Origin of the sequence: Rhodococcus sp. YL-1 (assembly GCF_001942025.1) — a bacterium.
Classification (GTDB): Bacteria; Actinomycetota; Actinomycetes; order Mycobacteriales; family Mycobacteriaceae; genus Rhodococcus_F; species Rhodococcus_F qingshengii.
Genome location: NZ_CP017299.1, coordinates 406,101 through 432,896 on the forward strand (window position 1 = coordinate 406,101; position 26,796 = coordinate 432,896).

Below are 26,796 nucleotides of genomic sequence, written 5' to 3' on the forward strand. Positions count from 1 at the left end.
ACCTAACCCTTGACTACCTGAGTTCCACCAGCGAGCTCGTCATGCTTGCCCTGCTTGGTGGGGCTGTTGTTGATCGTGACCGCGATGACGATGTAGGCGACCAACGCGAGGATTCCGCCGATGATCGGAATGATCGAGAGCAACGTGAAGGCGTTGCGAATCGCAGACTGCTGGACGGAGGGGCGAGGTGCGCCACCCGGACCGTGTACTGAAAGGCCCAGAATCATCTTTCCCAAAGTCCGACCCTGCGTTACTTCCATTGCGATGAAGTAAGCGAAGGTCAGAATTCCCGAGAACAGTCCCGAGACCAGAATCAAGCTGTCGGAGTCACTGACCAATAGAGCCAGAATCGCGGCGATGACGCCGACGATGATGCCGTCGATGATGCGGGCACCGAGTCGAATCCACAGATCGCCCGGCTGAGCACCCGAAGGCAGCCGGTTTCCTCCGCCGTACGCACCTTGGTCGTTGAACTGCGGAGGCGGCGGGAAGTTTCCGCCCTGGGGCGGCGGCGGGTATCCACCGGGAGGCGGGTAGTTGCCACCCTGAGGGGGCGGGAAGTTTCCGCCCTGCGGGGGCGGGTAGCTTCCGCCTTGCGGGGGGCCGGCGGGAGGGGGGTAACTTCCGGGAGGAGGTGTTCCCTGCTGGCCATATGGATCCTGGGGTGGGAATTGCTTCCCGCCTTCTGGATTCTGGTTGGGGTCGTACCCACCGGTTGTCATGTGTTCCCCTCAGTCGTAAATATCGCGCTCGAGTGTGACAGTGGATATGACCCTACTGGGATCAAAGAGCGATGTGGATGACATCTGCTCACTTGGATTCGGAGGTCACCTGTGGTTTAGGCTGCGTTGTATGACGAGTTCCGGGGGCAACAACGACGATTCTTCGAGCGATTACCAGGCAAAACCTGGGTACGGAGAATTTCCGAGCCTGCCTCCTGAGGGGTACGGCGTGTCCCCGTCCGAAACGCAGTCTTCACCTGAAGTTCCCGGATATACCACTCCCAACGAGCAGTACCCGGGTTATCCACCGCCGTCGTACAACCCGCCCGGTAATAACCCCCAGCCGGGCGGAATCGGTGAACCGAACCCGTACCTGCCGCCGCAGAATTTCGGACCGCAAAATCAGTATCAGCAGAATCAATATCAGCAATCCGGACAATACGGACAAGCTCAATACGGACAGCCTCAGTACGGCCAACCTCCGAACCCGTACGGTCAACCGAATCAATTCGCGGGTGGGTACGCACCGCCGATGCAGCCGGTCGGCACCAATGGTCTCGCAATTGCATCGCTGGTTGTATCGCTTGCGGGTGGTTGCTTCTACAGTCTCGGCGGAATCGTCGGAATCATTCTGGGAATTGTCGCGCTCAATCAGATCAAGCAGACAGGTCAACAGGGGCGAGGGCTTGCGATAGCCGGAATTGCGGTCGGCGCGGCCTTCTTGGCAATTTTTGCCGTGATTCTCGTGGTCGCACTCATAGCGAGTGCATCGTCGTCGTACTGAAGTGTCGTCGTGCTGAAGTGGCGAGCGCTCACACGGGAGTGACGACGGACGACGCAGGAAGTGGCTTGCCGAAGTAATAGCCCTGGCCCATGTCGCAGCCGGCCCGCAAGACGTTGGCTGCGTGTTCCGCGGTTTCGACGCCCTCTGCGATCGAATCAAGCCCTAGCTTCCGAGCGATGTCGGCGATGGACTCCATGACCATGAAGGCGCGGTCTCCAGCACGACCCGCTGCGCTGACAGCCCAGGTCAAGGATTGGTCGATCTTGAGAATGTCGAGCGGCAATTCCGACAATGCGGAGAAGGACGCGAAGCCCGCCCCGAAATCATCCAGCGCGATTCGAATTCCCTCGTTGTGCAAGACGTGAAGAGTCTCGGCGGCATGCCGGCCTACGACGCCGAGTTCGGTGACTTCCACGATTATTCTGCTCAGTGGCGTTTGTGAACTGTCGAGGGCTCCGAGGATCTCGTGAGCGGCGTGCGGGGTAGCGAGTTGGCGAGGCGAAAAGTTGACCGCGACCATCATGTGCTCAGGCCACGACGCTGTTTGGGCACAAATCATTTCCAGAGCTTGTAGCCCGATGGGAATGATGAGCCCAGAGGATTCGGCGGAGCGCATGAAATCTTGAGGTTCGATCAACCCTCGCAGCGGATGGCGCCAACGCAAAAGAGCTTCATAGCTGATAATTGCTGACGAGTTCAGATTGACCTGGGGTTGATACAACACCTCGAATTGATGGTCGTCGAGTGCCTCGCGAAGCTCGCGGACCATGCGTATTCCTTTTCGTCCTGAGTCGCCCGTGCCGCACGTGCGTGTCAGCGTGGATGCTGCAAGTGGGTACTGTGGTCGGATTCCAGGTTCAGATCCCGGGCGTGGTTTTGCAGGAACAACTCGCCCTGAATTTCCTTCGCCAGTCTCGACCGTACTTCACTATTCGAGAATTGCCAACGAATAGCTATTGCGGACGGCTTTGTCATATCGGACAATCGTAGTTTTGTTCCGACGAGGCACCGATTGATACGTCACTTACTTCGCCGGGAAAACCCACGGGGTCCGGGGGATCTTGCGAGAGTCGAATCGATCCGCCAATTGGGGTGGTGTGACAACCTCGCCGGGTTCGGCGAGACCGATGCTCGACGCGATCATCGTCAGAACCTGCTCGGTACTGCGTCCGGCCTCGAGTTGATCTGCCAGAGTCACTGCGCCGTCGCGCTTCGCGAGTCGCTTGCCTTCACTGTTCAAGGCAAGAGGAACGTGGGCGTACGACGGTGGTTCGATGTCGAGCAGCTGGGCAAGGTATGCCTGACGTGGAGCCGAGGTCAGGAGGTCGTCGCCGCGAACCACCTGGTCGATGTTCTGTGCACCGTCGTCGACGACAACGGCAAGGTTGTAAGCGGGCACCCCGTCTCCGCGGAGCAGGACGACGTCGTCGACTGGTCCCGTCACCTCGCCGAACAGTTCGTCATGGACGGTGAACGAGTCGATGCCGGCCCGTAGCCTCAGCGCGGGAGATCGGCCACTTGCCGATTTCTCGGCGCGTTCGGCCTCCGAAAGGTTCCGACACGTGCCGGGGTAGGCGCCGTCTGGAGCATGGGGCGCTGACGGTGCCTGCAGGATCTCCTTGCGTGTGCAGAAGCAGGGATAGGTCAGGTCACGCTCGCGCAATTGGTCGATAGCCTTGTGGTACAAGGGAAGACGGTGTGACTGCAATACGACTGGGCCGTCCCACGTGAGGCCGAGCCTGCGCAGATCGTCGAGTTGTCGTTCCATCGCGCCGGGGCGGACACGGTCGAGATCCTCTACCCGAATGAGGAAGTCGCGCCCGCTGGTGCGGGCGAAAAGCCAAGCCAAGAGGGCGGTTCGGAGGTTTCCCAGATGGAGATCGCCAGACGGGCTCGGCGCGAAGCGTCCTGCTCCTTCCACGTCAGCTGGCGAGCCCGACGGAGGCGAGCGGGTTCTCGGCGTCGTGCAGGGTGAGGCGGATCTGGGTTTCCAAAGCGTGATCGAGGTACTGCGGCGGATACATGGCGGGGCTTCCGAGTGCGTCGAGTGCCAATCCATTGACGGTTGAAAGCAGAAGTGCCGCTCTGGTTTCCGCTTCCGGAGTTCCGATGCCGATCAGAACTGTCGAGATGCCGGTGCGGATTGTGAACAGGGTTGTCCGGCGAATTTCGGAGAGTGACTCACTGGTTGCGGCGCGCACGGCAAACGCGGCGAGCACATGCGCCTCACGCGTGCGTTGCTCGTCGAGGGGCAGGAGTTGCGAGAGCGCCTGGAACAGGGCGGTATGCGGGTCTGCGTCGGCGGACGATTCGGCCAGTCGCGTCAACAATCGATCGACGAGTGTTCGCAGTGCGAATGCGAACATCTCGTCCTTGGTCGAGAAATGATGTTGCACTGCGCCGATCGAGACACCCGCCCGTTTTGCGACCTCGCGAACGCTGGCATTTTCCAGTCCGGATTCCGCGGCGACATCGAACAATGCCGCCGCAAGCAGGTCTGGACTCGTGGAGGATTTTCGGCGTTCCGGCATACCGCGACATTACATGCGTATGGAAGTAATGCCCACGTCAGGGGTGCTTTTTCACGCCTTCCGGCCGAGGAAGGCAAGGAGTTTCGTCGCTTTGTCAGCGTTGTCCGGAACCTGTATTTCCGGGCCGCACACACCGCTCATGCGGATCGACTCGCCCAGGCCCGCGGCGATCTCCGACACCCACTCCACGTCCGCGTCTCGCATCGTCGTATCGGTGCCGGTTGCGGCCGCGAGGTCCCAACCGTGGATGACCAGATCGAAACACAAGAACCCTTCGACCGTGGCCCCGAGATTGGTCCTGCCGAAGTGTCCGTCGTATTCCAGGGTGGACTTTGCCGGATCGTCCAGAATTTCCTGCATCGAATCGCGGACGGCCGCCCAGGCTGCCGACGGGTCGTCGTCGACCGACGGACCGGGTGCCAATTCCAGGCCGACTACCTTGACCATGTCTCGTTCGCTGTCGAGTACGTGTCTCACCACGTCGCGGGCGGTCCAGCCCTCGCAGGGGGAATCGTCGTCCCAGCGGTCGGCGGGTACGGCGTCGATCCGCGCCGTGAATCCGGCGGCCAGATCCCGATAACGCTGGGCGGGGGAGATCTCTGTTGAAGTCATGACAGCAATCCTTCTCCACCGCGGCGCGTCATGATTGATTATTTCGGACATTCACTCGATCTCCGGGGCCTCCGCCCAGATGTCCATCGGTACGACCCCGGCACTCTTGCCCTCGTCGTCGAGAAGTCGGCCCACCCTCTTCATCGATCGCAGCACCACTGACCTGTTCAGCACCACCAGGCCCGGTGCCTCTTGTGCGAGTTGTACTTCGGTAATGGGAGTTTCGCGAAGGGAGTGTGCGGCGATCGCGAGCAGTGTGTTGGCGCGTCCACCGGATATCCGCATGCACACCCGCGTTCCCGGCACTCGCTCCACCAGGGCACGAATCGTCGACCGGTCCGTGGGATCGACATATCCCCACACCCAGGTCACGAGGGGCCAGCCGGACAGTGGCAGAGACACGTCGCAGCGGAACACGATCTGGTTGCGCGACGTCAATTCGGCAAGTCGCCGCCTGACCGTACTTTCGCTGAGGCCGGTACCGACCGTGAGCTCGGCAATCGAGGATCGACCGTCCTCGCCCAGCTTCAATATCAATTGTCGGTCGACAGCGTCGAACGTCTTCCCGTGATGGCGCTGATCCGTCGGCGCGTATTTGTATCGCACAGGCCGGTCTGTCATCGTCGCCCGCTGCGCGGCATCGAGTACCTGCAATTTCCAATCGTCTCCGATCGCGAAGACCTCGGTGACGAGGTGTGCACGCGAACTGACGATCCCGGGTACCGACGCGAGCGACCGAAGCAGGAAGCGCGACAGGAAAGCCATGTCTCTGACCTCGACGAGAAGTGTCAAGTCGCCTGGGCCGCTTGTGTGTTCGACGCTCAGCACGTGCGGCCAGCGGGCAAGTCGTTCTGCAATCGTCAACGCGTTCGAAGTCGTGCAGTCGACTTCGACAAAAGCCAGACACGATTCCGGACGGCCATGGCCGGTTGCCCTGGCAGAGACCCAAGCGGTGCCGGAATCCTGTAACCGCTGCCAGCGGCGAGCCACGGTAACCGGATCTACTTTGAGCGCGTCGCCAACCGTGCGCCACGACGCTCGCGGGTCGAGTTGCAGGCAATTGATCAGGGCGAGGTCGACGTCGTCCAGTACGGCGGAATCCTGCGTTTCTTCGATCATGGTGCAAGTATCGTGCATCTTCACTGTGTCTGGGATCACTTCATTCATGCTCGAAGGGCAGAACGCGGTGGCGAGTGCCCACCGCGTTCATGCTGTGAAAGGAGAAACCAGATGTCATCGACCACGTTGCCCGCTGTTCCGACAGAGAGAAGCCTCGAGTGGGTGCAACGCCTCATCGGAATCGATACGACGAGTGCCGTGAGCAATCGACCGTTGATCGATCTCATTGCGGCGGAACTACGTCGCCATGGGGTCGAGCCGGTACTTGTTGCCGATGACGAGGGAACGAAACTCAACTTGTTGGCAACGTTCACGCCTCCTGACGGAAGTACTGCCGGCGGTGTGATGTTCTCCGGCCATACAGACGTAGTGCCGGTTGACGATCAAGACTGGAGTAGCGAGCCTTTCACGCCCGACGTTCGCGACGGAAGCCTGTACGGACGTGGCACGTGCGACATGAAGTCGTTCATCGGGATCGTCGTCGCTGCGATCCCCGACATCGTTGCTCGGCCGCTGGCGAAGCCGATTCACTTTGCATTCTCCTACGACGAGGAAGTCGGCTGCATCGGTGCGGCCGGGTTGGTCGAGGAGGTTGTTTCCCGGAACCTGCGCCCTGATGTGTGCGTCGTCGGAGAGCCGTCGGAGATGCGGGTCATTCGCGCACACAAGTCGATGAACGTCATACGTGTTGATCTGCATGGTGTTTCGGCGCACTCGTCGCTCACTCCGCAAGGAGTCAACGCGATCGAATACGGCGCGGAGTTGATTCGATTCGTCAGAAGCGCGGCCGACGAGCTCCGTGCGTCCGGCCCGTACGACGACGCATTCGACGTGGCCTGGACGACGTGTTCGGTCAATCTCGTATCCGGCGGGATCGCAGTGAACACTGTCCCCGAGGATTGCTCCATCACTTTCGAATTCAGGAGCATCAGCTCAGCTGGCGCCGCAGATTTGCTCGAACGCTTTGCCGCCGAGACGAATCGGATCGAGAACCTGATGCAGGAAGAAAACCCGTCAGCCTCCGTGACGATGCACGTGTCGGCCTCGGTCCCTCCCCTGGAGACGGATGCGAATGCTTCGGCGGCCGCACTGGTCGAACAATGGGGTGGTCGGGCATCGGACGAAAAGGTCGCGTACGCCACCGAGGCCGGGATGTTCGCGACTATCGGTATCCCCACTGTCGTGTGTGGGCCGGGAAGCATCACTCAGGCGCATGCACCTGACGAGTACGTGACACTTGACCAATTGGCACAGTGCGAGCAATTCGTTCGGAACGTCATCGCTCACGCCCGCGCCTGACCCACCCTGACCCCCTAAGGAAAACCATGTCCACGGCAACTACGCCAACCTCCGGAACAGTCACCCCGGAACGCCTGGCCGCTGCTCGCAAGGCGGTTATCAGCAGTTCGCTCGGCGCTGCGCTCGAATGGTTCGACGTCATCGTCTACGCATCATTCGCAGTGGTGATCGCCCATAATTTCTTTCCCGGCGGCGACAACACGCTCGGTTTGATACTGACGTTCGCGACGTTCGCGATCTCGTACGTCATCCGGCCGCTTGGCGGGATGGTTCTCGGTAGCTACGCCGATCGTCGCGGGCGCAAGAACGCCTTGACGTTGACGATGATGCTGATGATGATCGGCACGCTCATCATGGCCGTGGCGCCGACGACCTCGATGATCGGACCGTGGGCCGGCGTCGTCATCCTTGTTTCGCGTCTCATTCAAGGATTCTCCGCCGGCGGTGAATTCGGTACTGCTACAACCTTCCTCGTGGAGACTGCGCCACACAAGAAGGCGTTCTACTCTTCCTGGCAAGTTGCCAGCCAGGGTGCCTCGGTTTTCCTGGCATCGCTGTTCGGATACGTGCTCAACACTCACCTTTCGCATGAAGCGCTCTACTCGTGGGGCTGGCGCGTTCCGTTCTTCTTCGGCATCATCGTCGGGCCGGTCGGACTCTACATCCGTGCCAAGCTTGACGAAACGGACGATTTCAAGACGAGCGTCCCGGAAAGGGCTCCGCTGAAGACGACGCTGACCAGGCATCTCGGCCGGGTGCTGACCGGTGCCGCAGTAGTGGGCGTCGCGACTATCTCGATCTACCTCATCTTGTACATGCCGACGTTTGCCGTGAAGAACCTCGGAGTTTCCGCCTCGGCCGGCTATCTCGGCGGCATCGTCGCCGGACTGGTCACCTTGATCACCGTGCCGTTGATCGGGCATCTTGCAGACCGGGTCGGACCGGCGAGAGTTATGACCTGGGCTGCCGTTGCGGCGATCGTCTTGGCCTGGCCGCTCTTCAAATTGATGGTCGATCACCCGTCGACTCTGACCCTCGTCCTGGTTGTTTCGGTCCTGGGTGTCATCATGGCGTTTGCCTTCGGTCCCTTGCCCGCCCTGATGAGTTCGCTGTTCCCGGCAGAGATCCGGGCTACCGGAATGTCATTGTCGTACAACCTCGGAGTGACTTTGCTCGGCGGAATCGCGCCGTTGGTCTTGACCTGGTTGATCAGTACAACAGGCTCGCTCGACGCCCCCAGTTACTACTACATGACGGTCGCAGTTCTTTCCCTCGGTGGGCTGTGGTCGGCAAGGACGCTTTTCAGCCAGAAGTGACGGCGGGGGAGCGCGGTCGGGATTACGCGACCGCGTCTCCCTCCGCCAGCGCGACAACGGTATCCGACCCGTGCCAGTCGGGGGCTTGGGTGCGGAGTAGAGCCGCCGGGGTCAGCGACGAGATTCGGCGGCATTCACGGGTCAAGTGGGCCTGATCGCTGAATCCGCAGTGGGCGGCGGATTCAGCGAGTCCCAGCGCGGGTCGACTGCGAGCGAGCGCCATGAAGCGCTGGAGGCGCAGGATCGAGCGCAGCGTTGCCGGGCCGTATCCGAAGGCGTCGTTGCATCGACGTTGGAGTTGGCGCGAAGTCAGTGCCGCCGCGTCGGCGAGAGAGCTGACATTCCACGAATGTTCGGACAGTGCGGTGCGAACGTGGTTGATCACCGGATCGTGACGGAAACTCGAACTTACCCAACTCCGAACAGCGCTTTCGAGGATGGAGACCTGTTCGTGGTCTTCGGAATTTTCCAAGCGGTTCAACAGTATTCGTTCCGTGCGTGCGTCGGTTACATCGCTGAGATCGGCGCGAGAATCCCGAAGCTCGGACGCCGAGGTTCGCAACATCGGCGATGCCGATCCAGGGCGGAATCGAACACCCACGGAGCGTGTTCCGGGCGGAAGAGTGAATGACCATGCAGCGGTTTCGGGGCCACAGACGCGTATGCCGACGCCGCGTATCCACAGCACGTCCATGCAAGCATCGGGCACGAGGAGGTGTTCTCCTTCTGCGCACGCCGTCCAGCCACACACCAGGATGTCGGAGAGATCCGGGGCGACCGATTGTGGTGTGTACCAACCCATGACAAGAGCTTATCGAGCGGCACCGACACGAAGGCGACTTCAGTCGACCGGGCCGAAGCGGTATCCGAATCCCCTGATGGTTTTGATGTACTTCGGTTTCGCGGGATCGGATTCGAGTTTGGACCGCAGGCTGAGAATGGTTGCGTCGACTACACGCGTCCTTTCGTGGTCGGAACCCCACACGTTTCGGATCAGGTGATCACGTGAGTACACGCGCCCAGGCTCGGTCGACAGCTCCAGGAGTACCCGCCACTCGGTCCGACTGAGGACCAGCAGCTTTCCGCCCATCGTCGCCGTCATCGCACGTCGATCGAGGAGCAGGTCACCGTGACGTTGGTGTTTGCCGGGGGCGGGATGTGCGGTTTCACGAAGGATTGCGGTGACCCGAAGATCGAGCGCGTGAGAATCGATCGGGTTCAGCACAAAGTCCGAGACAGCGCGATGTGGTGCTTCGTCGATGTCCTCGTAGGTATCCACCAGCATCATGATCGGCATCGAACTGCGCAAGCGGATCTGCCGTGCGATCTCGTAGCCGTCGATGTCCGGCAGAAGGAGATCGATCACGGCGATATCGAAACTGTCGGTGTCCAGGTCATCGAGTAGTCGACGCCCGGTGCGGACGAGCTGTATCTGGTGCCCGAAATGTATTAATTCGGTACCAAGCGTCTGGGCAAGCTCCGAACGATCGGTAGCTGCAAGTATCAAGCTCACGTGAAATCCTCCCCCCGAAGGTGTTACTAGTCGTAACAGCTTGCATTGTGGCAGATCATCGACCGCGGGACCAGACATAGGGCGGCCGATCGGAAGTCGAGGGGACCGGGGGCGTTCGTCGCTAGACTTCTTTCATGGGCACTCTGTTCGCGTTGACGCTGCCAGGCTTGCTCGTGCTGCTGGTCCTGTTCGCTTTCGCCGAGACTCTCTGGAACCGGCTCACCGGCGGCCGGGCACTGCCGTGGACTCGGGGACGTACGACTCGTCCGGTCTCGGCCGCGGGCTTCGAAGAGGTTGCTGCTCTGTTTCAGGGGTCCAAGCATCATGAATTCGAACAGCGTCAGAGCGCATTGATGCATCGTGAGGACGGAACGGACGGTGACCCGCCGTGGGTGTCTGTCGATCCGGAAGCTAACAAGGTCGTTCTCCGTCGACGGAGTTGACAGTCGGGTTCAGGCCCAGTGGCTGGGGCGGGTCAGTGAATCGGGCAGCGTGGTAGCCGAATCGCCGATCGCCGCGTTGATCTGGAACTGCGTGAGAAAGATACTGCCGCGGAGTTTTGCGCCGCGAATGTCGGTGCCGCGCAAGTCTGCACCGATCAGATCGGCTCGATCGAGTTCGCAGTCGCGGAGGTCTGCACCGATCAGGTAACTCCCGCGAAAGTTGGCCCCACGTAGATCGGAACCACGAAATTTGGCGCCGATGAGGTCTGCGCCGCGGTGGTCGAGTTTTCGACCCTTCTTGGTTGAGATCGGTGAGCGCACAAGGTTACTCGTCTGCAAGAGCAGTGTGTTGACTGCCGCTCGGTGTGCTGAGACGTCGACGGTTTGAATCTGCGAAGGTGTGCCGTTGGTCAGGCTTTCCGTCTCTGCGAGTGCAGCGTCGAGTTCCTTTCGTATCGAGTGGGTTTGCTTCAGCGAGCGGGCTTCGGCGAGATACCAGAGCAGTTCGTGCAACTGGCGTATGACAGGGAAGGTTTCGAACATGTCTGACGCGGTCTCCGGGGCATCACGCCAGCTGACGCCGTCGTAGGTCTGCTGTGAAACCTTCTGTCCCGCACCGAAACAGTCGTAGACGGTGCAACCGGTGAAGCCCTTCTTTCGCAATCCGGTGTGAATGCCGCAACGGAAATCCTGCTGCAGGTTCTTGCAGGGGTCGCCGGCATTCTTGTTGGTCGCGAAGTCGGAGGACTTGGAAAAGGGGAGTGCGACGCAGCACAGACCGAAGCAACTGCTGCAATCTGCGAGCAGATTGGTCTGGCCGGCAATCACGCGTACTCCCGATGGTTGGGTTGGACGGAAAGTCTGTCCTCGGGTTTGTGAGTCTGTCAAACGAAATTGCGTGGTTCGGCAGCAAGAAGTCCAGCGGCTCCGAGGTCGTATCCCGCGCAATTGCGGGGTACCAATCCGGCAGACGTGATTCTGGACCACGCTCGTGAAGTAGGTCGAAAATCGGGTGGACGGCCCAGCTCGCTGCAACCAATCGTCGTGCGGTACCCGGCGGCAGAACCAGTGCGCCGACGAAGACCACAAATGTTGCGGCCACTGCACTCCATTCGCGAGTGGGAATGGAAACGTCGATCGTGCGCCCAATCGCCACCTAGCCCATCTGCGACCTGGCGAAAATCACGCCCCATCCAGATCGAGGAGCGATACCCCCCGTGCCGTGAGCCGGAAGCGCAGCGGTCTCTTCGTAACCGTCTCAATGATCCCGGCATCGTCCAGGCGCTGAAGTCGCGGGCGGGCGAACTGGCTGGATCGACCCACCACCTCGACCAGGGTGTTCAACTTGATGGCGCGGTTCGCCTCGAAGCAGTGGGCCTGACCCAGGGTGAACAGGACTGCGCCGATGTGGTTGCTATCAACCGGCGGCGTCGACTCGCGATCGAGTCCCAAGTTCAGCGGAAATTCCTCATCCTCCACCAGAACGCGGATACGCGCCTCGAGTGTGTCGATCTTATGCCGCCTCTCGGAGAGGTCGAGCAGCAGTCGATGTTGCGCCTCGGCGATGATCTCCAGCATATCGATCAGGTAGGGCGTCAGATCTCCGCGGTTCAATGGATTCTCCGCGTCAGAGAATGCTTTGTAGTAACGATCCTTGTTGTCGGCGACGGTCGCCGACAATGCCAGGCTCGCATACGGAGCCAACACCTGTCGAAGGTCCAGCGCGAGAAGGTAGCGTCCGGTTCGGCCGTTGCCGTCGTAGAACGGGTGCGTGTACTCGAAGATGAAGTGCGCGACCACTGCCCTGATCAGTCGTGGAATCGAGTCGTCGCCCCCCTGGCTCAGCATGAGGGTCAGCGCGTCGTCGATCGCTGACTCGGGTACCACACCGGTGTGCACGACCTTGATTCCTGACGTGATCGATACTGGCCCTTGCCGGAACCGCTTCCCATCGGGGGCGTCCTCGTCGCGAATCTCGCCCCGAGTTACCGCGTCGTAGACGTCTCGGATGTCGTCGAGCGTCTGCGGACTCTCGGCCTGGTCGTTGCCGATATTGAGATAGAGCCGCGCCATCTCGGCGAACCGCTTGTTCGCGAGGGGTTGCTCCGCCCACACCATCTCGATTGCCTCGCTGATCTCCTTCCGGGTTGAGCGGACCTGTTCGATCTCGTTCGTTGCCTGGATCTCGTCGATCACCATGCGATGCAGGTAGTGGGTGCGCGCGAGGGCCGGCAGCCCGTTCCACTCAGCCCGGATCTTCGGCTCGAAGCTCATGATCCGTTCGATCAGCGCTGCGACTTCGGGTGTCATCAGTGCGAACGTCGAGTGTTCGCCGATCAGTAGGTCCCAGTGGACGGCGGCGGGAGAATCGCGTCGCGCTCGCTCCTCAGCATCGGCACCAGCACGATCTCGTTGGTGAAAGATCGATTTCAACGTCCTGTACGCCATCTGGTCTCTCCCTGTATCCACGCTATATTGCCGCCTTGCTTTCCATGCCTATCTTATCCAGAATGGGATCTGGATAAATAAGACTTGCGGCGCGGGTGTCATTTCATGACCAACGCGGGCTGCAGGAGCAGATGTGGCCATAGCTTCCCGAATCGGGTTCGGGCCATCGGCGGGCCACTCGAAATCACGCAGCAGCATTCCGATTCGGCGCGCTGCGGGATCGAAACCACCACGAGTCGGCAGACCGTCTGAGCTCGCAGAACATCGAGCTGAACCGAGACCCTGTTGCATTACTCGTTGCATGAGGACAGAAAAGAACCCCTGTGAACCGCTTCTCAGCAGTTCACAGGGGTTCCTTTGGCGGAGGATAGGGGATTTGAACCCCTGAGGGCGTTAACCCAACCCGCGTTCCAGGCGAGCGCCATAGGCCACTAGGCGAATCCTCCGTGGAGCAGCATACCCAATTGCGGGCGCGAAGCGTTAAACGGGTACCTGACCTGCGAAGAACCGGTGGAACTCGAGGTTTGCATCTCGGCCCCGGTAGGTGGTGTGCAGCGGCCGGAGAAAGCCGTCTACACTGTTCATTGGATCCCGCGCGGCGCGCATCCTGTGAACTCCCCCAGGGCCGGAAGGCAGCAAGGGTCAACGGGCTCTGCCGGGTGCGCGGGGTCCTCTATTTTTTCACATACCCGACCCCGCCTCGTCGGTGAAAGGCCGCTCCGGATGCCTATCCAAACCCAGATCGGGTTGATGAGCCATGAAGAACTCACCTCCGAGCATGAGAGCCAGAGCGCGAAGTACACGCAGCTCCAGGCGCAGAAGCTCGCACTCGATCTGACCCGCGGTAAGCCTTCCCCGGAACAACTCGACCTTTCCGCAGAGCTGCTGACGCTGCCCGGCGACGGTGATTTCCGTGACGGAAGCGGCACCGACTGCCGTAACTACGGCGGACTCACCGGTCTGCCGGAACTGCGCGCCATCTTCGGCGAGCTGCTGGGTATCCCCGTTGCGAACCTTCTCGCCGGAAACAACGCGAGCCTCGAGATCATGCACGACAACGTCGTGTTCTCACTGCTCCACGGCACTCCGGATTCGGCCCGGCCGTGGGCACAGGAAGAGAAGATCAAGTTTCTCTGCCCCGCACCGGGCTACGACCGCCACTTCGCGATCACCGAGTCCCTCGGCATCGAGATGATCGCGGTGCCGATGAACCACGACGGCCCGGATGTCGTCAAGATCGCCGAACTTGTTGCGTCAGATCCGCAGATCAAGGGCATGTGGGCGGTTCCGGTTTACGCGAACCCCACCGGTGCCGTGTACTCCGAAGAAATTGTCCGTACGCTCGCGTCGATGCCGACGGCCGCGCCCGACTTCCGCCTGTACTGGGACAACGCGTACGCCGTACATCCGCTTGTCGGCGAGACTGCGCCTTCCTACGACATTCTCTCGATGGCAGCGGAGGCCGGACACCCCAACCGTCCGCTCGTGTTCGCGTCGACGTCCAAGATCACTTTCGCCGGCGCCGGTGTGAGCTTCTTCGGTAGCTCGGCGGAAAACCTTGCCTGGTACCAGAAGTTCCTGGGCAAGAAGAGCATCGGACCGGACAAGGTCAATCAGCTTCGCCACCTGCGTTTCTTCGGCAATGCCGACGGCGTTCGTGCGCACATGGAGAAGCATCGCGCGTTCCTCGCGCCCAAGTTCGAGCTCGTACTGCGGATCCTCGAGGATCGTCTCGGTGCATCGAAGGTCGCGTCTTGGACCGAGCCGAAGGGCGGATACTTCATCAGCCTCGACGTGGTCGACGGCACGGCCAAGCGGGTCATCGAACTGGCGAAGAACGCGGGTATCGCGCTCACCGCTGCCGGATCGGCTTTCCCGTACAGCACGGATCCGGATGACCGGAACATCCGGTTGGCCCCGAGCTTCCCGTCCAAGGCTGAACTCGAAGTTGCCATGGACGGCGTGGCTACGTGTGTTCTGCTCGCAGCCACCGAATCGCGTCTCTCCGAGATCTGAGTTCTCGAAGCGGCGTGCCCGGTCGGTACTTTTCGGTCTCGTCTTGTACCGTTCGGAGCATCAATTCCCGACATAGGGTGTAAATCCCGGAGGTTGTAGTGACGGGCGCGATCAACGCTTCGGATGGGCCTTCTTTCGAGGCGCACACCGCGAAATCAGAGTCGGTCATCGAAGCTGACATACCGCGACGCACCCTCCGTGTCGGTGTTCTCGGATTCTCTGTACTCGGTGTTCTGGCAGTCGCGTCCGTGCTGATGGTTCTTTTCGCCGTGCCGATGAATACGCGGTACTGGGGGATCTTCGAAAATTTCCTCGATCTCGACGTCTACCGCCACGGCGGCAGCGTTGTGGTTCAGGGCCTTCCGTTGTACGACGGGCCAGTCCTGGACGGAATGATGTTCACGTACACCCCGTTTGCGGCTTTGCTGTTCACGGTGTGGGCGGTGCTCTCGTTCAAACAGGCGATTGTTGTGTGGACGGGTTTGAACATCGCTGCGTTGTTCGCAGTGATCTTGTTGTGCTGGAAGTACCTCGGTTATCGGCTCGACGTGAAGGCGTACGCCGTGAGTGCGTTGGCGACGACGATCTTTCTGTTCATGGAACCGATACGTACGACGCTCTGGCTCGGGCAGATCAACATCTTCCTGCTGCTCTTGATCGTGTGGGACCTCGGTCGGGACGAGAAGAGTCGGCTCCGAGGAATCGGGGCAGGCATCGCCGCCGGCGTGAAGCTCACTCCGGCCTTCTTCTGGGCGTACCTCTTCATCACTCGTCAATGGCGTGCGTTGGTGACGGCCGTCGTGACGTTCGCTGCGACCGTTGCGATCGGCTTCGTCGTGATCTACAACGATGCGTACAAGTACTGGACCGGCACTCTTGTCGACAGCGAACGCGTCGGACCGACGGATGCTCCGAGCAACCAGTCCGTGTCCGGTCTGATCGCTCAGCTCACTCACACTCCGACGCCGTCGCGGGTCCTGGTTCTAGTCTTCAGTGCGCTGGCGGTATGCCTCGGACTCGGTGCCGCGAGGATTGCTCACCGGCACGGCCAGAAATTGCTCGGCCTCACCATGACGGGGTTGACTGCGACCACTGTCTCGCCGTTCTCGTGGGGCCATCACTGGGTGTGGTTCGTCCCGCTGGTCGTCCTCGCCGCGCACTACGCGATGGTGTCGAAGAAGCGCTGGGCGTGGGTGGCGCCGTTCGTTTTCCTGCTCCCGGTCTTGAACTGGTCTCACACCTGGTGGGACCCGTCGGTCATTCCGGGTACGGATCGCTTCATCGGAATGGGCCTGTTCATGTTCGTGCCGCCCGAGTATCTGCGGATTCCGACCGTCGGCGTCTACCTCTGGGTCTTCACGCTTGCCGCGGTCTGGACGTTGGTTCTGTTCGGCTGGAAGAAGTGGAAGATTCCGGCCCCGGATGCGTCGGCGCCGGTCACAACTGCCGTCTGACGTGGCAGTATCGGACTCATGGCACTTCAACTGAACCTTGTCGGTGACCCCGAAGCTGATGCTCTCCTCGCCGAGGACCCGTTGGCGTTGTTGATCGGAATGCTTCTCGATCAACAGGTTCCGATGGAAACGGCCTTCCTCGGTCCGAAGAAGCTGGCGGATCGGCTCAGCGGTATCGACGTCAGGCGTATCGCCGACATGGACACCGACGAGTTCATCGCCGTCTGTGCCGAGCCTCCGGCTGTGCACCGATTCCCCAAGTCGATGGGCGAGCGTATCCAGCTCATGTGCCAGTTCATCGTCGAGAACTACGACGGCGACACCGCGGCGATCTGGACTTCGGGAAATCCCGACGGCAAGGAAGTACTGAAGCGGCTCAAAGCCCTACCCGGTTACGGGGATCAGAAAGCCCGGATCTTCCTGGCGTTGCTCGGAAAACAGATCGGCGTCGAGCCGAAAGGTTGGCGCCAAGCGGCCGGCGACTACGGGCTCGAAGGTTCGAGGCGCTCGATTGCAGACGTGGTCGACGAACAGTCTTTGCTCGAGGTCCGCGAGTTCAAGAAGGCCGCAAAGGCAGCAGCGAAGGCCGACAAGAAGTAAGCCGCTTTCAGGATTTCCGGGACCCGCTGGCACGCACTACTTTCATCAGGTCGCCTGCGGGGCCCTCGAGCTGACGCGGCGGGCGCCACACTGCACGCAGGGATCGGTCGAGTTCCAAGCCTTCGACGGCTACGACCCGAAGTTCTCCCTGCTTCACCTGGTCCTCGACGGCCAGCGTGCTCAGTACCGCCGGGCCGACGCCACCGAGCACGCTGGTTCGAATCGCGGCCGAACTACCCAGTTCCAACAACGGTGCACCGCGCTCGTATTCGTGTAACGCCAGGTCGAGAGTCGTTCTGGTTCCCGATCCGGGCTCGCGCACCAGCAGCGGCGTCGCTGCCAGTTCGGCGACGGTCAGCGGCTTTCGTCGACGCGCCCATGGATGATCCGGATGAACGACCACGACCAGCGAGTCACGCGCGACGGTGACGCTGGACAGGCTCTTCGGAACGGTCGGTGACTCGACGAATCCGAGGTCGCACATTCCCACCTCGACAGCCTCGAGGACGCGGGTCGAGTTGTAGACCTGAAGGTGGACGGTGACACCAGGATGTAGTGACCGAAAGATACCGAGCCAGGCCGGAATCAGATGTTCGGCGACGGTCATGCTGGCACACACGGTCAATTCCGCGGATCGTTCGGTCCGCATCCCTTCGGCGACGTCGAGAAGCTGCCTCGAGTTGGCGAGGACGCGGCGCGCCCAGTGGACGATGACGGTCCCCTGCGGAGTCAAAGTCGCCCCCGTCGACCTTCGGTGTATGAGTGGCATCCCGAGCTGCCGCTCGAGGGCTTTGACGGCGCGGCTGGCATTCGGCTGCGCAATGTTTGCTGAACGGCTTGCCGCACTGAGACTTCCGTGATCATCGATGCCGATGAGTAGCTCGAGAGTGGTGAGGTCGGGCCACCGTCTGGTCATGCAAACAGGCTATACCGAACTTCACGTTCATATCGATTTGATATGCCGTGATGGTAGAAATCGCCCTACCGGAGCGATGGTGGCTCAAGGACGCTGGATGAGTGAACCGTGATGTGAAGTCCGTGGCCGAGAAACCCGCAGTCGCACCTTCGTCAGAAGTACGACGGTGGTCCAGTGTGGCTGCATTGGTGCCCGGAGTTGCGTTGTGCGCCTTGGGGGCCACGGTCGCGCTGATAGCCGGTCAGTTCACCTCCGCCGTGAGTCCGTTGCTGATTGCGATCGTGGCGGGTGCGGTGTTGGCGAATACCGTCTCTTTGCCGGCGAAATTCCAACCTGGCCTGGCATTCTCGGCGAAACGGCTACTTCGGGTGGGTATCGCTCTGCTCGGGCTGCAATTGATGTTCTCCGACATCGTCGGTTTGGGCTGGGGAGTGATCGCCGTTGTGGTGGCGATTGTGTTCCTCGGTATCGCCGGGACCATGTATGCCGGAAAACTTCTCGGATTGAGTTGGTCGCAGAGAATTCTGATTGCCTGCGGCTTCTCGATCTGTGGCGCTGCCGCCGTGGCTGCTGCGGACGGTGTGGTGAATGCGCGAGAGGAAGAGTTGCTCACCGCTGTTGCGTTGGTGGTGATCTTCGGAACTCTGATGATTCCGACAATCCCACTGTTGGCCAACGCTTTCGGTATGAACGAGGTCGGTGCAGGCTTGTGGGCCGGTGGGTCGATCCACGAAGTGGCGCAAGTGGTGGCTGCCGGCAGCGCTCTCGGCGCCACCGCGTTGGGTGTCGCGACCGTGGTGAAACTTGCGCGCGTGTTGATGTTGGCGCCGGTCATGGCATTTCTGAGTATCCGGCAACGCAGGATGGTCGACAGCACTGCCGCCAAGCGTCCCCCGCTGATTCCGTTGTTCGTCGTGGCATTCATCGGCTGCATGGGCTTGCGCTCCACGGGCATCTTGCCGGATGAGCTTCTGGGGCTGGCGAAGACGGTGCAGACGGCGCTGTTGGCGGCCGCGATGTTCGCACTCGGGCTGGGGGTGCGGTTGAGCGTCATTCGTGGAGTTGGCGCCCGGCCATTCGTGCTGGCCGCGATTTCCACTGTGTGGGTGGCAACGATCGCCTACGTCGGAGTCGTGCTGGTCAGCTGATCGAGCGCTGAGTCCGCCACGCGCTCGGGCTCATCGAGAACTGAGTGCGAAACCAGCGCGAGAAACTACCCTGCGTCGAAAACCCGAGGTGCACAGCCACTTCGGTCAACGAATAGCGAGGGTTGGAGACAAATCGTTCCGCGAGGGAGCTTCGAACCGAATTGAGAACGGCCGTGAACGTATCTCCGGATTCGGCGAGATGACGGTGCAGTGTCCGCCGGTCGAATCCGAGACTGCGTGCCACCTGCTCGACAGAGCAGCGGCCGGTCGGAAGCAGAACTTCGATCAATTCCTTGGTGCGGCTGAGGGTATCGGAGGTTTCCGAGGCGGGAAGCGAGTCGAGGAACTGGCGAGCGTACGGCCGGAGTAACTCGTCGGAAAGTTGGTTAGCCGCATCCAGGTCGGCGGCGAAGAAAACGATGCCGGTGAACTCGTGATCGAATTCCACCGTCTCGCCGAGGATTCGCCGATGCGTGCTCGTGTCTTTCGGGGCATTGTGCGTGAATCCCACGCTGACCGGTTGCCATCGAGAACCCAGGAAACTTCGCAGGATCTGCAGCGTCGCGCCGACTGCGAGTTCGACGCTCTGTCTGGTGTCGACCGGTTCGCCGACCTCGAGCGAGATTCGCAGGGTGGCGAGTCCGTTGACCTCGTTCAATCGAATGCGTAATGACTCGTTGTACGTGTGCTCGTATCGCATCAATACGTCGAGCGCGCTCCTGACGTCTGGTTCTTCCCTGATGACCAAGCTGAGGGGACCGAGATTGGACAGTCGACGCAGGCCGGCGAGTAGAAGCCCGAAGTCTTCGTGTCCGGACTCCGCTGCCGATCGCTCCAGGAGCGATGCGATGGAGGCGGCCGGTACCCATTGGTCGGGGTTCGCCAGGCTTGCCGGGCTCAGGCCGACACTTCTCATGAGGGCCACAGCGTCCACGTCCACTGTTCGGCACAGGTCGACGTATCGGTTCAGTGACGCGTAGCGGGCGAGTGGCTTCATAGGGCCCCCTTTACTCGATGTCCCGAAATGTTGTGTTGTGTGTCTCGTCAAGTTAAGCATGTGAGCCGGATCTCACATAGTTTTGTTCACATCAGTTCGGCACGACCACGAAGCCGAGCACCGACTTCTGGAAGTTGTTGCGTACGAATACAGCTCGACCGTAATCGAGTCGAGCCCGCCCACAGAATTGGAGAGCATTGATGGCAAACGCCATTCGGTTCCACGAGATCGGCACACCGTCCGTCATGCGTTGGGAAGAGATCGAGGTAGGACGACCGGGCGCCGGAGAGGTTCGGGTTCGTCATGAAGCGGTGGGGTTGAACTTCGCCGACACCTACTTTCGAAGTGGCCTCTATCCTGCGCAATTGCCTGCCGGGATGGGCGTCGAGGGCGCCGGTGTGGTCGAAGAGATCGGCGAGGGAGTAGTCGATTTTGCAGTGGGGGACCGTGTGACCTACACCGGCAGTCCGCTGGGTGCGTACGCCACCGAGCGGATCATGGCGTCGTCCGACCTGATCGCGCTACCCGACGGCATCGCCTTCGACACCGCGGCCGCCATGACCATGCGAGGACTGACTGCCGCCTACCTTCTGCGTCGCATCTACCCGTTGAAAGCGGGAGACACCGTGTTGCTACATGCTGCGGCGGGCGGGGTTGGACTGATCTTCACCCAGTGGGCAAAACTGTTGGGAATCAAAGTGATCGGAACGGTGTCGAGCGACGAGAAGGCGAGCGTTGCCCGAGCTCACGGGTGCGATGAAGTCGTCATCTACACCCGCGAGGACGTCGTCGCGCGTGTCAAGGAGATCACCGGGGGCGTCGGCGTGCCGGTTGTCTACGACAGTATCGGGCAATCCACGTTCGACATCTCTCTCGATTGCCTTGCCAGGCGGGGGCTGCTGGTGTGCTTCGGAACGGCGTCCGGACCGACTCCGCCGATTCAGGCAATGCAGTTGGCAGTCAAGGGATCACTCTTCCTCACACGTCCGGCTCTCGCCGATTACATCGCGGATCCCGAAGAACGTGCCGAACTGGCGGGCGAACTGTTCTCACACGTCGAGTCCGGGCGAATCAAGATCGAGATCAACCAGCGGTACCCCCTCGAAGATGCGGTGCGTGCGCACCACGACATGGAGTCCGGTCGCAGTATCGGTTCCTCCGTCTTCTCCGTCTGAACCGAAACAGCACTTCCCAGAGGAATTGTCATGACCAACACCGCAACGCTCACAGAAAACCTTCCCTCGTCGAGGAATACGATCCGCGTCGAGAAATTGACCTGTTCGATCGGGGCAGAGTTGTCCGGGGTGGATCTCGGCGAGGTCGCGCGAGATGATGCACTCTTCGCCGAAATCAAGGCATTGTTGCTCGAACACAAGGTTCTGTTCTTTCGCGACCAGACCTTCTCCAAAGCCGAGCACGTAGAACTTGCCCAGCGATTCGGTGAACTCGAGGATCATCCGGCTCTGGGCAGCGACCCCGACCACCCGGGCCTGGTCCGCATCTACAAGGATCTGGACAGCCCGCCGGAGCATTTCGAGAATGCATATCACTGCGACGCCACCTGGCGCGTTAACCCGCCCATGGGATGTGTATTGCGTTGTGTGGAAACACCTCCTGTCGGCGGCGACACGATTTGGGTGAACATGACACTCGCCTACGAGAATCTGCCGGCGCGGGTCAAGGAGCAGATCAAGGATCTGCGTGCCAGGCACAGTATCGAGTCGACCTTCGGCGCTCGGATGCCGATCGAACAGCGGCACCAGCTGAAGGAACGCTTTCCCGACGCCGAACATCCCGTGGTACGAACACATCCGGAGACCGGCGAGAAGATTCTCTTCGTCAATTCGTTCGCCACACACCTCGTGAACTATCACACGCCCGAGAACGTCCGCTATGGAATCGATTACGCCCCCGGCGCCGGGAATCTGCTCACTTACCTGGCGAGCCAGGCTCAGATTCCCGAGTACCAGGTTCGGTGGCGTTGGACCGAAAACAGCGTCGCGATCTGGGACAACCGATCGACACAGCATTACGCGGTGCAGGACTACTGGCCCGCGGTTCGAAAGATGGAGCGCGCCGGAATCATCGGCGACGCACCGTTCTGATCTCTCTTCCCAGCCCCGAAGATAAATTCATTCACTCGATCGGAGTCACGCTATGCATTTCCACGACGATTCACTGTTCCCCGAAACCCAGGACAAGCTTGTCATCACCGTTGCTCCCTACGGACCGGAGTGGGAGCCGGACGATTTTGCAGAAGACCTCCCTCTGTCGATGGACGAGCACGTCCAGCAAGCCGTCGACTGCTTCAACGCCGGTGCCACAGTTCTCCACATCCACGTGCGTGAACTCGACGGCAAGGGCTCGAAGCGTCTGTCGAAGTTCAACGAGCTTCTCGGTCGCTTGCGTGAGGCCGTTCCCGAGATGATTCTGCAGGTCGGCGGGTCGATTTCGTTTGCCCCGGAGGGGGAAGGTGCCGATGCGAAGTGGTTGTCCGACGACGTGCGTCACATGCTGGCGGAATTGGAGCCGGCTCCCGATCAGGTGACGATCGCGATCAATACCAGCCAGATGAACATCATGGAACTGATGACCGACGACGACATCGCGGGTACGTCGATGCAGCGTCCGGAATTGGCCGATACGTATCGGGAAATGACTGTGCCCGCCGGTCCGGAGTGGGTGGCAGAGCACCTGCGCCGGTTGCAGGCCGCCGGAATCCAGCCGCATTTCCAGTTGTCCAGTATTCCGCAGCTCGAAACGGTGGAGCGGTTGATCCGACGCGGCATCTACACGGGTCCGGTCAACCTCACGTGGGTCGCAATCGGCGGCGGCTTCGACGGACCCAACCCGTACAACATGATGAACTTCGTCCAGCGTGTTCCCGACGGTGCGTGCCTGACGCTGGAAACGCTGATGCGTAGCGTCCTGCCGGTGAACACGATGGCCATCGCGATGGGCTTGCACGCTCGCTGCGGCAACGAGGACACCATCTGGGGCCGCAAGGGCGAGAAGATGACGTCGGTGCAGCAGATCGAGCAGTTGGTGCGCATTGCAGGCGAATTGGGCCGCGAGGTGGCTACGGCGAAGGAAGCTCGGGACATCTACCGGATCGGTGAGACGTATGCCGACACCGACGAGACGTTGGCGAAGCTGGGTTACGCGCCCAACCGCCGGATCGGCCAGCTGGGATTCACGCAGCACGCCTGAGTTCGCACCCTCTCGTACAACAGTTCCGGGGGTACGAACCGCGACGGTTCGTACCCCCGAATCCCCCCGTCTACCTCGAGTACTTCCTAGGAGAGTCATGGGACTGCAAGCTCCCGCCACGCCACGTGTGGACACCGCGCTCGGAATCGGCGGACGACGAAAGTTATACCCGTGGATCGTTTTCGCCCTGGCTTTCGGTCTTCTGCTCTCGGACTACATGTCGAGGCAGGTGCTCAGTGCAGTCTTCCCGATCCTGAAAGCGGACTGGGATCTCTCCGATTCGCACCTCGCCTCCCTGAGCAGCGTGGTGGCATTGATGGTCGGGCTGTTGACGTTCCCGTTGTCGCTGCTCGCGGACCGCTGGGGCCGCGTCAAGAGCTTGATCTTGATGGCGGTGTTGTGGAGTGTCGCGACGTTGCTGTGCGCAATCGCTCAGACCTACGAACAGATGTTGGGCGCCCGGTTCCTGGTCGGTGTCGGTGAAGCGGCGTACGGCAGCGTGGGTATCGCCGTGGTCCTCAGTGTGTTTGCGCCCCGCGTGCACGCAGCTCTTGCCGGTGCCTTCATGGCCGGTGGATCGTTCGGTTCGGTCATCGGTGTGGCAATCGGTGGGTTCATCGCAGTCCAGTTCAGTTGGCGGTGGTCTTTTGCCGCCATGGCAATCTTCGGTCTGATTCTGGTCGCGCTCTTCCGTGCCCTCGTCACCGAGAAGAAGCTCACCGCTTACGCCGTCGAGGCCGCGCCGGATGCCGCCGGGGAAGCGGTGAGACACGACGGTTTTCGTGCGCCGGTGTCCTCGCTGTTCACCAATCCCGCCGTGTTGTTCGCCTACATCGGTGGTGGTCTCCAGATGTTCACCGCCGCTGTACTTCTGGCGTGGTTGCCGAGCTTCTTCAATCGCTACTACGATTTGGCCCCGGACAAGGCCGGCGTCACAGCTTCCGTATTCGTCCTCCTGGTCGGAAGCGGGATGGTGGTCTGCGGTTTCATCACAGATCGATTCAGCCGCGACGATTCGGCGCGAAAATGGACCACCGCCATCGTTTACTGCGCCATCTCGTTGGTGACGCTGAGCATCGGGCTCCGGTTGGGCACGGGGACAGCACAACTCGTGTTGCTCGGTATCGGTGCATTCTTCTCCGCCGGTTCGTCGGGGCCGACGGCAGCTATGGTCGCGAACCTTACCCATCACTCGATTCGAGCGTCGGCCATGGGAACGCTCACCGTTGCCAACAACCTTCTCGGGCTGGCGCTCGGCCCCTTCGTGGTCGGCATCCTCGCCGATCACCTGGGTCTTCTCGGCGCTCTACAGCTTTCGCCCTTCGTCTATGTCGTCGCGGCCCTCGCGTTGGTAGCCGGCAAGCGTGCCTATACCGCCGGGATGAGGCGGCTGGCGACGTTGCAGAATCGGCCCGAGATCCCCGACGCCACTGAAGTAGCAGATGTTCGGAGTGCCTGATGGATGAATCACCCACGGTAGTAATAGTTCCCGGTCTGCGCGATCATGTCGAGGATCATTGGCAGACTCACCTCGCGCGCAGGCTCGACAACGTTCTGACGGTTCCTCCCCTCGAGACCGACAAGCTCAGTCGCGATGCGCGGGTTGCGGCATTGGACGAGGTGTTGACAAGTGTTTCCAGCCCGGTGGTCCTGGTCGCGCACAGCGCCGGAGTCATGACAGTTGCTCACTGGGCGAGGGCGCATCATCGAGAGGTTGCGGGCGCACTTCTGGTCACGCCGGCGGATCTCGAACTTCCGCTGCCCGAGTCTTATCCGTCTCTCGAAGATCTCGACCGACACGGGTGGCTACCGATACCGCGTCAGCGTCTGCCGTTTCCGAGCACGGTCGCGGCGAGTCGGAACGATCCGCTGGCCGGGTATCGCCGAGTTGTGGGTTTGGCTGAAGGATGGGGGAGTCGGTTACTGGATCTGGGCGAGGTCGGACACCTCAATCCGGCGTCCGGATACGGGTATTGGCCGCGGGCGGAATCGTTGGTGCGGGAACTGCTCGAGTCGGTGTCGCGCGCTGCCTCGTCTCATGCCACGGATTCCGAGGCGCAGGAGGAACACAGTCATGCTTGATCTTGCTGCTCTGCTGGAAGATTCGGCCCGGCGATACCCGGAACGGGATGCGCTGGTTCTCGGGGAAGCGAGGCTGACGTATGCGCAGTTCGACGCCTACGCGAATCGCATCGCCCATCTGCTCGTCTCGCGGGGTGTCGAGCCAGGTGACAAGGTGGCGTTGTCCTGCCCGAACGTTCTCGAGTTCCCGATCGTCTACTACGGCATTCTCAAGGCCGGCGGCGTCGTCGTTCCTCTGAACATTCTGCTCAAGGGGCGCGAAATCGCCTATCACCTGGCTGATTCGGAAGCAAAGCTGTACTTCTGTTTCGAGGGAAGTCCCGAATTGCCGATCGCTGAGTACGCCATCGCCGGGTTCGAGCAGAGCGAGACCTGTTCGGCCCTGATCGTGATCAGCGCCGAGTCGGGTGCACCGTCGTCGATCCTCGGAGTCGAGACTCTAGGCGAAGCACTGGCATCCGTGTCCGGCACGGAAACGCCTGCAGTCGCGGTTGTTCGTGAACCGACGGACACCGCGGTCATCCTCTACACCAGCGGCACGACCGGAAAGCCCAAGGGCGCCGAACTCACTCACTGCAACATGGTCTTGAATGCACTGTCGACCAACCGGTTGTTCGAGAGCGTTCCGTCCATGCATGAGCGTTATCTCCTGACTTTGCCGTTGTTCCACTCGTTCGGCCAGACAGTGACCATGAATGCGGGAATCTGCGTCGGTGCCACCTTGGTGTTGATGCCGCGCTTCGATGCGACCGCGGCACTCGAGATCATGGAACGCGAAAAGATCTCGGTCTTCGCGGGCGTCCCGACCATGTATTGGGGACTGCTCGGCGTGCTGGACGAGGTAGTGAAATCCGGGGTGGATATCGAGACCGTTGCACAGAACATGCGGTGCGCGATCTCCGGTGGTGCAGCGCTTCCCGTCGAAATCTTGACACAGTTCAGGGAACGCTTCGGTGTTCAGATCCTCGAAGGGTACGGGTTGTCCGAGACCTCTCCGTTGGCCTTGTTCAGTGACCCGGAGAGCGACCCCCGGCCCGGTTCGATCGGCGTGCCGATCTGGGGCGTCGAAGCGCGGCTTGTCGACGACTCTTGGCACACGATCGCCGGCCCCGACGAAGTGGGTGAGTTGGCCATTCGCGGGCACAACGTCATGAAGGGCTATTTCAACCGACCAGAGGCGACGGCGGAAGCCATGCGCGACGGTTGGTTTCGCACCGGGGATTTGGCACGGGTCGATACCGACGGAAATTACTACATCGTCGATCGCGCGAAGGACATGATCGTGCGGGGCGGATTCAACGTCTACCCACGCGAAATCGAAGAGGTTCTGCTCACCCACCCAGCCGTCTCACTCGTCGCCGTCGTCGGGGTGCCGGACACGAGCCTCGGCGAAGAAGTTGTCGCGTTCGTGATCCGAGAGCCGAGTGAAGAGATCTCCGAATCGGATCTCGTGGAATGGACGCGGGAACAGATGGCCGCCTACAAATATCCGCGTCGCATCGAGTTCGTGCCGTCGCTGCCGATGACGGCAACCGGAAAGATTCTCAAACGTGAACTGAATCAAGCATTTTCGATGGTCTGAGGAG

General features: G+C 60.9%; 26 protein-coding genes, 1 tRNA gene and 1 other RNA gene. 15 read left to right on the forward strand and 13 right to left on the reverse strand.

The window, feature by feature from the left end:
* Window positions 1–2 precede the first annotated feature (2 nt).
* Window positions 3–722: an RDD family protein gene (locus BH682_RS37175; protein ID WP_047271549.1), complete on the reverse strand. Its 720-nt coding sequence runs from the start codon at window positions 720–722 to the stop codon at window positions 3–5.
* Between the two features lie 130 nt (window positions 723–852).
* Here BH682_RS37175 and BH682_RS01950 point away from each other — a divergent pair, with 130 nt between their 5' ends.
* Window positions 853–1,506: a DUF4190 domain-containing protein gene (locus tag BH682_RS01950; RefSeq protein ID WP_047271551.1), complete on the forward strand. Its 654-nt coding sequence runs from the start codon at window positions 853–855 to the stop codon at window positions 1,504–1,506.
* A gap of 28 nt (window positions 1,507–1,534) precedes the next feature.
* Here the strand turns inward: BH682_RS01950 and BH682_RS01955 are convergent, their stop codons facing one another.
* The 5 genes from BH682_RS01955 to BH682_RS01975 form a co-directional block, all read right to left on the reverse strand.
* Window positions 1,535–2,275, reverse strand: coding sequence for an EAL domain-containing protein (locus BH682_RS01955; RefSeq protein WP_003943863.1), 741 nt, complete (start codon window positions 2,273–2,275; stop codon window positions 1,535–1,537).
* A gap of 255 nt (window positions 2,276–2,530) precedes the next feature.
* Entirely contained in the window at window positions 2,531–3,427 is an 897-nt protein-coding gene (gluQRS, locus tag BH682_RS01960) for a tRNA glutamyl-Q(34) synthetase GluQRS (RefSeq protein WP_054827994.1), read from the reverse strand.
* 1 nt (window position 3,428) lies between these two features.
* Window positions 3,429–4,037 carry a TetR/AcrR family transcriptional regulator gene (locus BH682_RS01965; protein WP_019746515.1) on the reverse strand — a complete coding sequence of 203 codons (609 nt, stop codon included), beginning with the start codon at window positions 4,035–4,037 and terminating at the stop codon, window positions 3,429–3,431.
* A gap of 51 nt (window positions 4,038–4,088) precedes the next feature.
* Window positions 4,089–4,649: a TIGR03086 family metal-binding protein gene (locus tag BH682_RS01970; RefSeq protein ID WP_007731584.1), complete on the reverse strand. Its 561-nt coding sequence runs from the start codon at window positions 4,647–4,649 to the stop codon at window positions 4,089–4,091.
* A 51-nt stretch (window positions 4,650–4,700) separates the two neighbouring features.
* Window positions 4,701–5,768: an Lrp/AsnC family transcriptional regulator gene (locus BH682_RS01975; RefSeq protein ID WP_064073653.1), complete on the reverse strand. Its 1,068-nt coding sequence runs from the start codon at window positions 5,766–5,768 to the stop codon at window positions 4,701–4,703.
* 111 nt (window positions 5,769–5,879) lie between these two features.
* Between BH682_RS01975 and argE the strand changes: the two genes are divergently transcribed.
* Together argE and BH682_RS01985 are read left to right on the forward strand one after the other, a co-directional pair.
* Window positions 5,880–7,067: an acetylornithine deacetylase gene (argE, locus tag BH682_RS01980; protein ID WP_064443003.1), complete on the forward strand. Its 1,188-nt coding sequence runs from the start codon at window positions 5,880–5,882 to the stop codon at window positions 7,065–7,067.
* A 26-nt stretch (window positions 7,068–7,093) separates the two neighbouring features.
* Entirely contained in the window at window positions 7,094–8,383 is a 1,290-nt protein-coding gene (locus BH682_RS01985; RefSeq protein ID WP_030535736.1) for an MFS transporter, read from the forward strand.
* Between the two features lie 22 nt (window positions 8,384–8,405).
* Here the strand turns inward: BH682_RS01985 and BH682_RS01990 are convergent, their stop codons facing one another.
* Complete coding sequence (locus tag BH682_RS01990) at window positions 8,406–9,185, reverse strand: helix-turn-helix domain-containing protein (protein WP_003943809.1); 780 nt, start codon at window positions 9,183–9,185, stop codon at window positions 8,406–8,408.
* 39 nt (window positions 9,186–9,224) lie between these two features.
* On the reverse strand, window positions 9,225–9,896 hold the full coding sequence (locus BH682_RS01995) for a response regulator transcription factor (RefSeq protein ID WP_007731581.1): 672 nt from the start codon (window positions 9,894–9,896) through the stop codon (window positions 9,225–9,227).
* A 134-nt stretch (window positions 9,897–10,030) separates the two neighbouring features.
* Here BH682_RS01995 and BH682_RS02000 point away from each other — a divergent pair, with 134 nt between their 5' ends.
* The gene (locus tag BH682_RS02000; protein WP_007731580.1) at window positions 10,031–10,339 is read left to right on the forward strand and encodes a DUF6191 domain-containing protein; all 309 of its coding nucleotides are present in this window, start codon (window positions 10,031–10,033) and stop codon (window positions 10,337–10,339) included.
* Window positions 10,340–10,348: 9 nt separating this feature from the next.
* Here the strand turns inward: BH682_RS02000 and BH682_RS02005 are convergent, their stop codons facing one another.
* From BH682_RS02005 to BH682_RS02020, 3 genes are all read right to left on the reverse strand, one after another.
* Entirely contained in the window at window positions 10,349–11,167 is an 819-nt protein-coding gene (locus tag BH682_RS02005; RefSeq protein ID WP_042447733.1) for a pentapeptide repeat-containing protein, read from the reverse strand.
* A gap of 354 nt (window positions 11,168–11,521) precedes the next feature.
* A complete protein-coding gene (locus BH682_RS02015) occupies window positions 11,522–12,613 on the reverse strand; it encodes a Fic family protein (RefSeq protein ID WP_223304519.1) in 1,092 nt (363 codons plus the stop codon).
* A gap of 532 nt (window positions 12,614–13,145) precedes the next feature.
* A tRNA-Ser gene (locus BH682_RS02020) sits at window positions 13,146–13,233 on the reverse strand.
* A gap of 136 nt (window positions 13,234–13,369) precedes the next feature.
* Between BH682_RS02020 and ffs the strand changes: the two genes are divergently transcribed.
* From ffs to BH682_RS02040, 4 genes are all read left to right on the forward strand, one after another.
* Window positions 13,370–13,469, forward strand: an RNA gene (gene ffs, locus BH682_RS02025) — signal recognition particle sRNA small type.
* 41 nt (window positions 13,470–13,510) lie between these two features.
* Window positions 13,511–14,803, forward strand: a complete 1,293-nt coding sequence (locus BH682_RS02030) for an aminotransferase class I/II-fold pyridoxal phosphate-dependent enzyme (RefSeq protein ID WP_003943985.1) — start codon at window positions 13,511–13,513, stop codon at window positions 14,801–14,803.
* A 98-nt stretch (window positions 14,804–14,901) separates the two neighbouring features.
* Window positions 14,902–16,257 (forward strand): glycosyltransferase 87 family protein, encoded by a 1,356-nt coding sequence (locus BH682_RS02035; protein ID WP_075831891.1) that lies wholly within the window; start codon window positions 14,902–14,904, stop codon window positions 16,255–16,257.
* 18 nt (window positions 16,258–16,275) lie between these two features.
* A complete protein-coding gene (locus BH682_RS02040) occupies window positions 16,276–16,857 on the forward strand; it encodes an HhH-GPD-type base excision DNA repair protein (RefSeq protein ID WP_003943868.1) in 582 nt (193 codons plus the stop codon).
* Between the two features lie 7 nt (window positions 16,858–16,864).
* On the opposite strand, the gene BH682_RS02045 is transcribed toward BH682_RS02040, so the two are convergent.
* Window positions 16,865–17,773 (reverse strand): LysR family transcriptional regulator, encoded by a 909-nt coding sequence (locus BH682_RS02045; protein ID WP_003943906.1) that lies wholly within the window; start codon window positions 17,771–17,773, stop codon window positions 16,865–16,867.
* 101 nt (window positions 17,774–17,874) lie between these two features.
* Here BH682_RS02045 and BH682_RS02050 point away from each other — a divergent pair, with 101 nt between their 5' ends.
* Window positions 17,875–18,921 (forward strand): YeiH family protein, encoded by a 1,047-nt coding sequence (locus BH682_RS02050; protein WP_082893095.1) that lies wholly within the window; start codon window positions 17,875–17,877, stop codon window positions 18,919–18,921.
* On the opposite strand, the gene BH682_RS02055 is transcribed toward BH682_RS02050, so the two are convergent.
* A complete protein-coding gene (locus tag BH682_RS02055) occupies window positions 18,914–19,918 on the reverse strand; it encodes an AraC family transcriptional regulator (RefSeq protein WP_007731570.1) in 1,005 nt (334 codons plus the stop codon). The genes BH682_RS02050 and BH682_RS02055 overlap by 8 nt on opposite strands.
* A 200-nt stretch (window positions 19,919–20,118) precedes the next feature.
* On the opposite strand from BH682_RS02055, the gene BH682_RS02060 reads away from it, so the two are divergent.
* From BH682_RS02060 to BH682_RS02085, 6 genes are all read left to right on the forward strand, one after another.
* Window positions 20,119–21,093: a quinone oxidoreductase family protein gene (locus BH682_RS02060; protein ID WP_003943928.1), complete on the forward strand. Its 975-nt coding sequence runs from the start codon at window positions 20,119–20,121 to the stop codon at window positions 21,091–21,093.
* A 30-nt stretch (window positions 21,094–21,123) separates the two neighbouring features.
* Complete coding sequence (locus BH682_RS02065) at window positions 21,124–22,023, forward strand: TauD/TfdA dioxygenase family protein (protein WP_075831893.1); 900 nt, start codon at window positions 21,124–21,126, stop codon at window positions 22,021–22,023.
* A 52-nt stretch (window positions 22,024–22,075) separates the two neighbouring features.
* A complete protein-coding gene (locus BH682_RS02070) occupies window positions 22,076–23,128 on the forward strand; it encodes a 3-keto-5-aminohexanoate cleavage protein (protein ID WP_003943988.1) in 1,053 nt (350 codons plus the stop codon).
* Between the two features lie 97 nt (window positions 23,129–23,225).
* Window positions 23,226–24,587, forward strand: coding sequence for an MFS transporter (locus BH682_RS02075; RefSeq protein ID WP_075831895.1), 1,362 nt, complete (start codon window positions 23,226–23,228; stop codon window positions 24,585–24,587).
* A complete protein-coding gene (locus BH682_RS02080; protein ID WP_075831897.1) occupies window positions 24,587–25,210 on the forward strand; it encodes an RBBP9/YdeN family alpha/beta hydrolase in 624 nt (207 codons plus the stop codon). Before BH682_RS02075 ends, BH682_RS02080 begins: the two co-directional genes overlap by 1 nt.
* A complete protein-coding gene (locus BH682_RS02085) occupies window positions 25,203–26,792 on the forward strand; it encodes a long-chain-fatty-acid--CoA ligase (protein WP_075831899.1) in 1,590 nt (529 codons plus the stop codon). The genes BH682_RS02080 and BH682_RS02085 overlap by 8 nt, the downstream gene beginning before the upstream one ends.
* The last annotated feature ends 4 nt before the right edge of the window (window positions 26,793–26,796 follow it).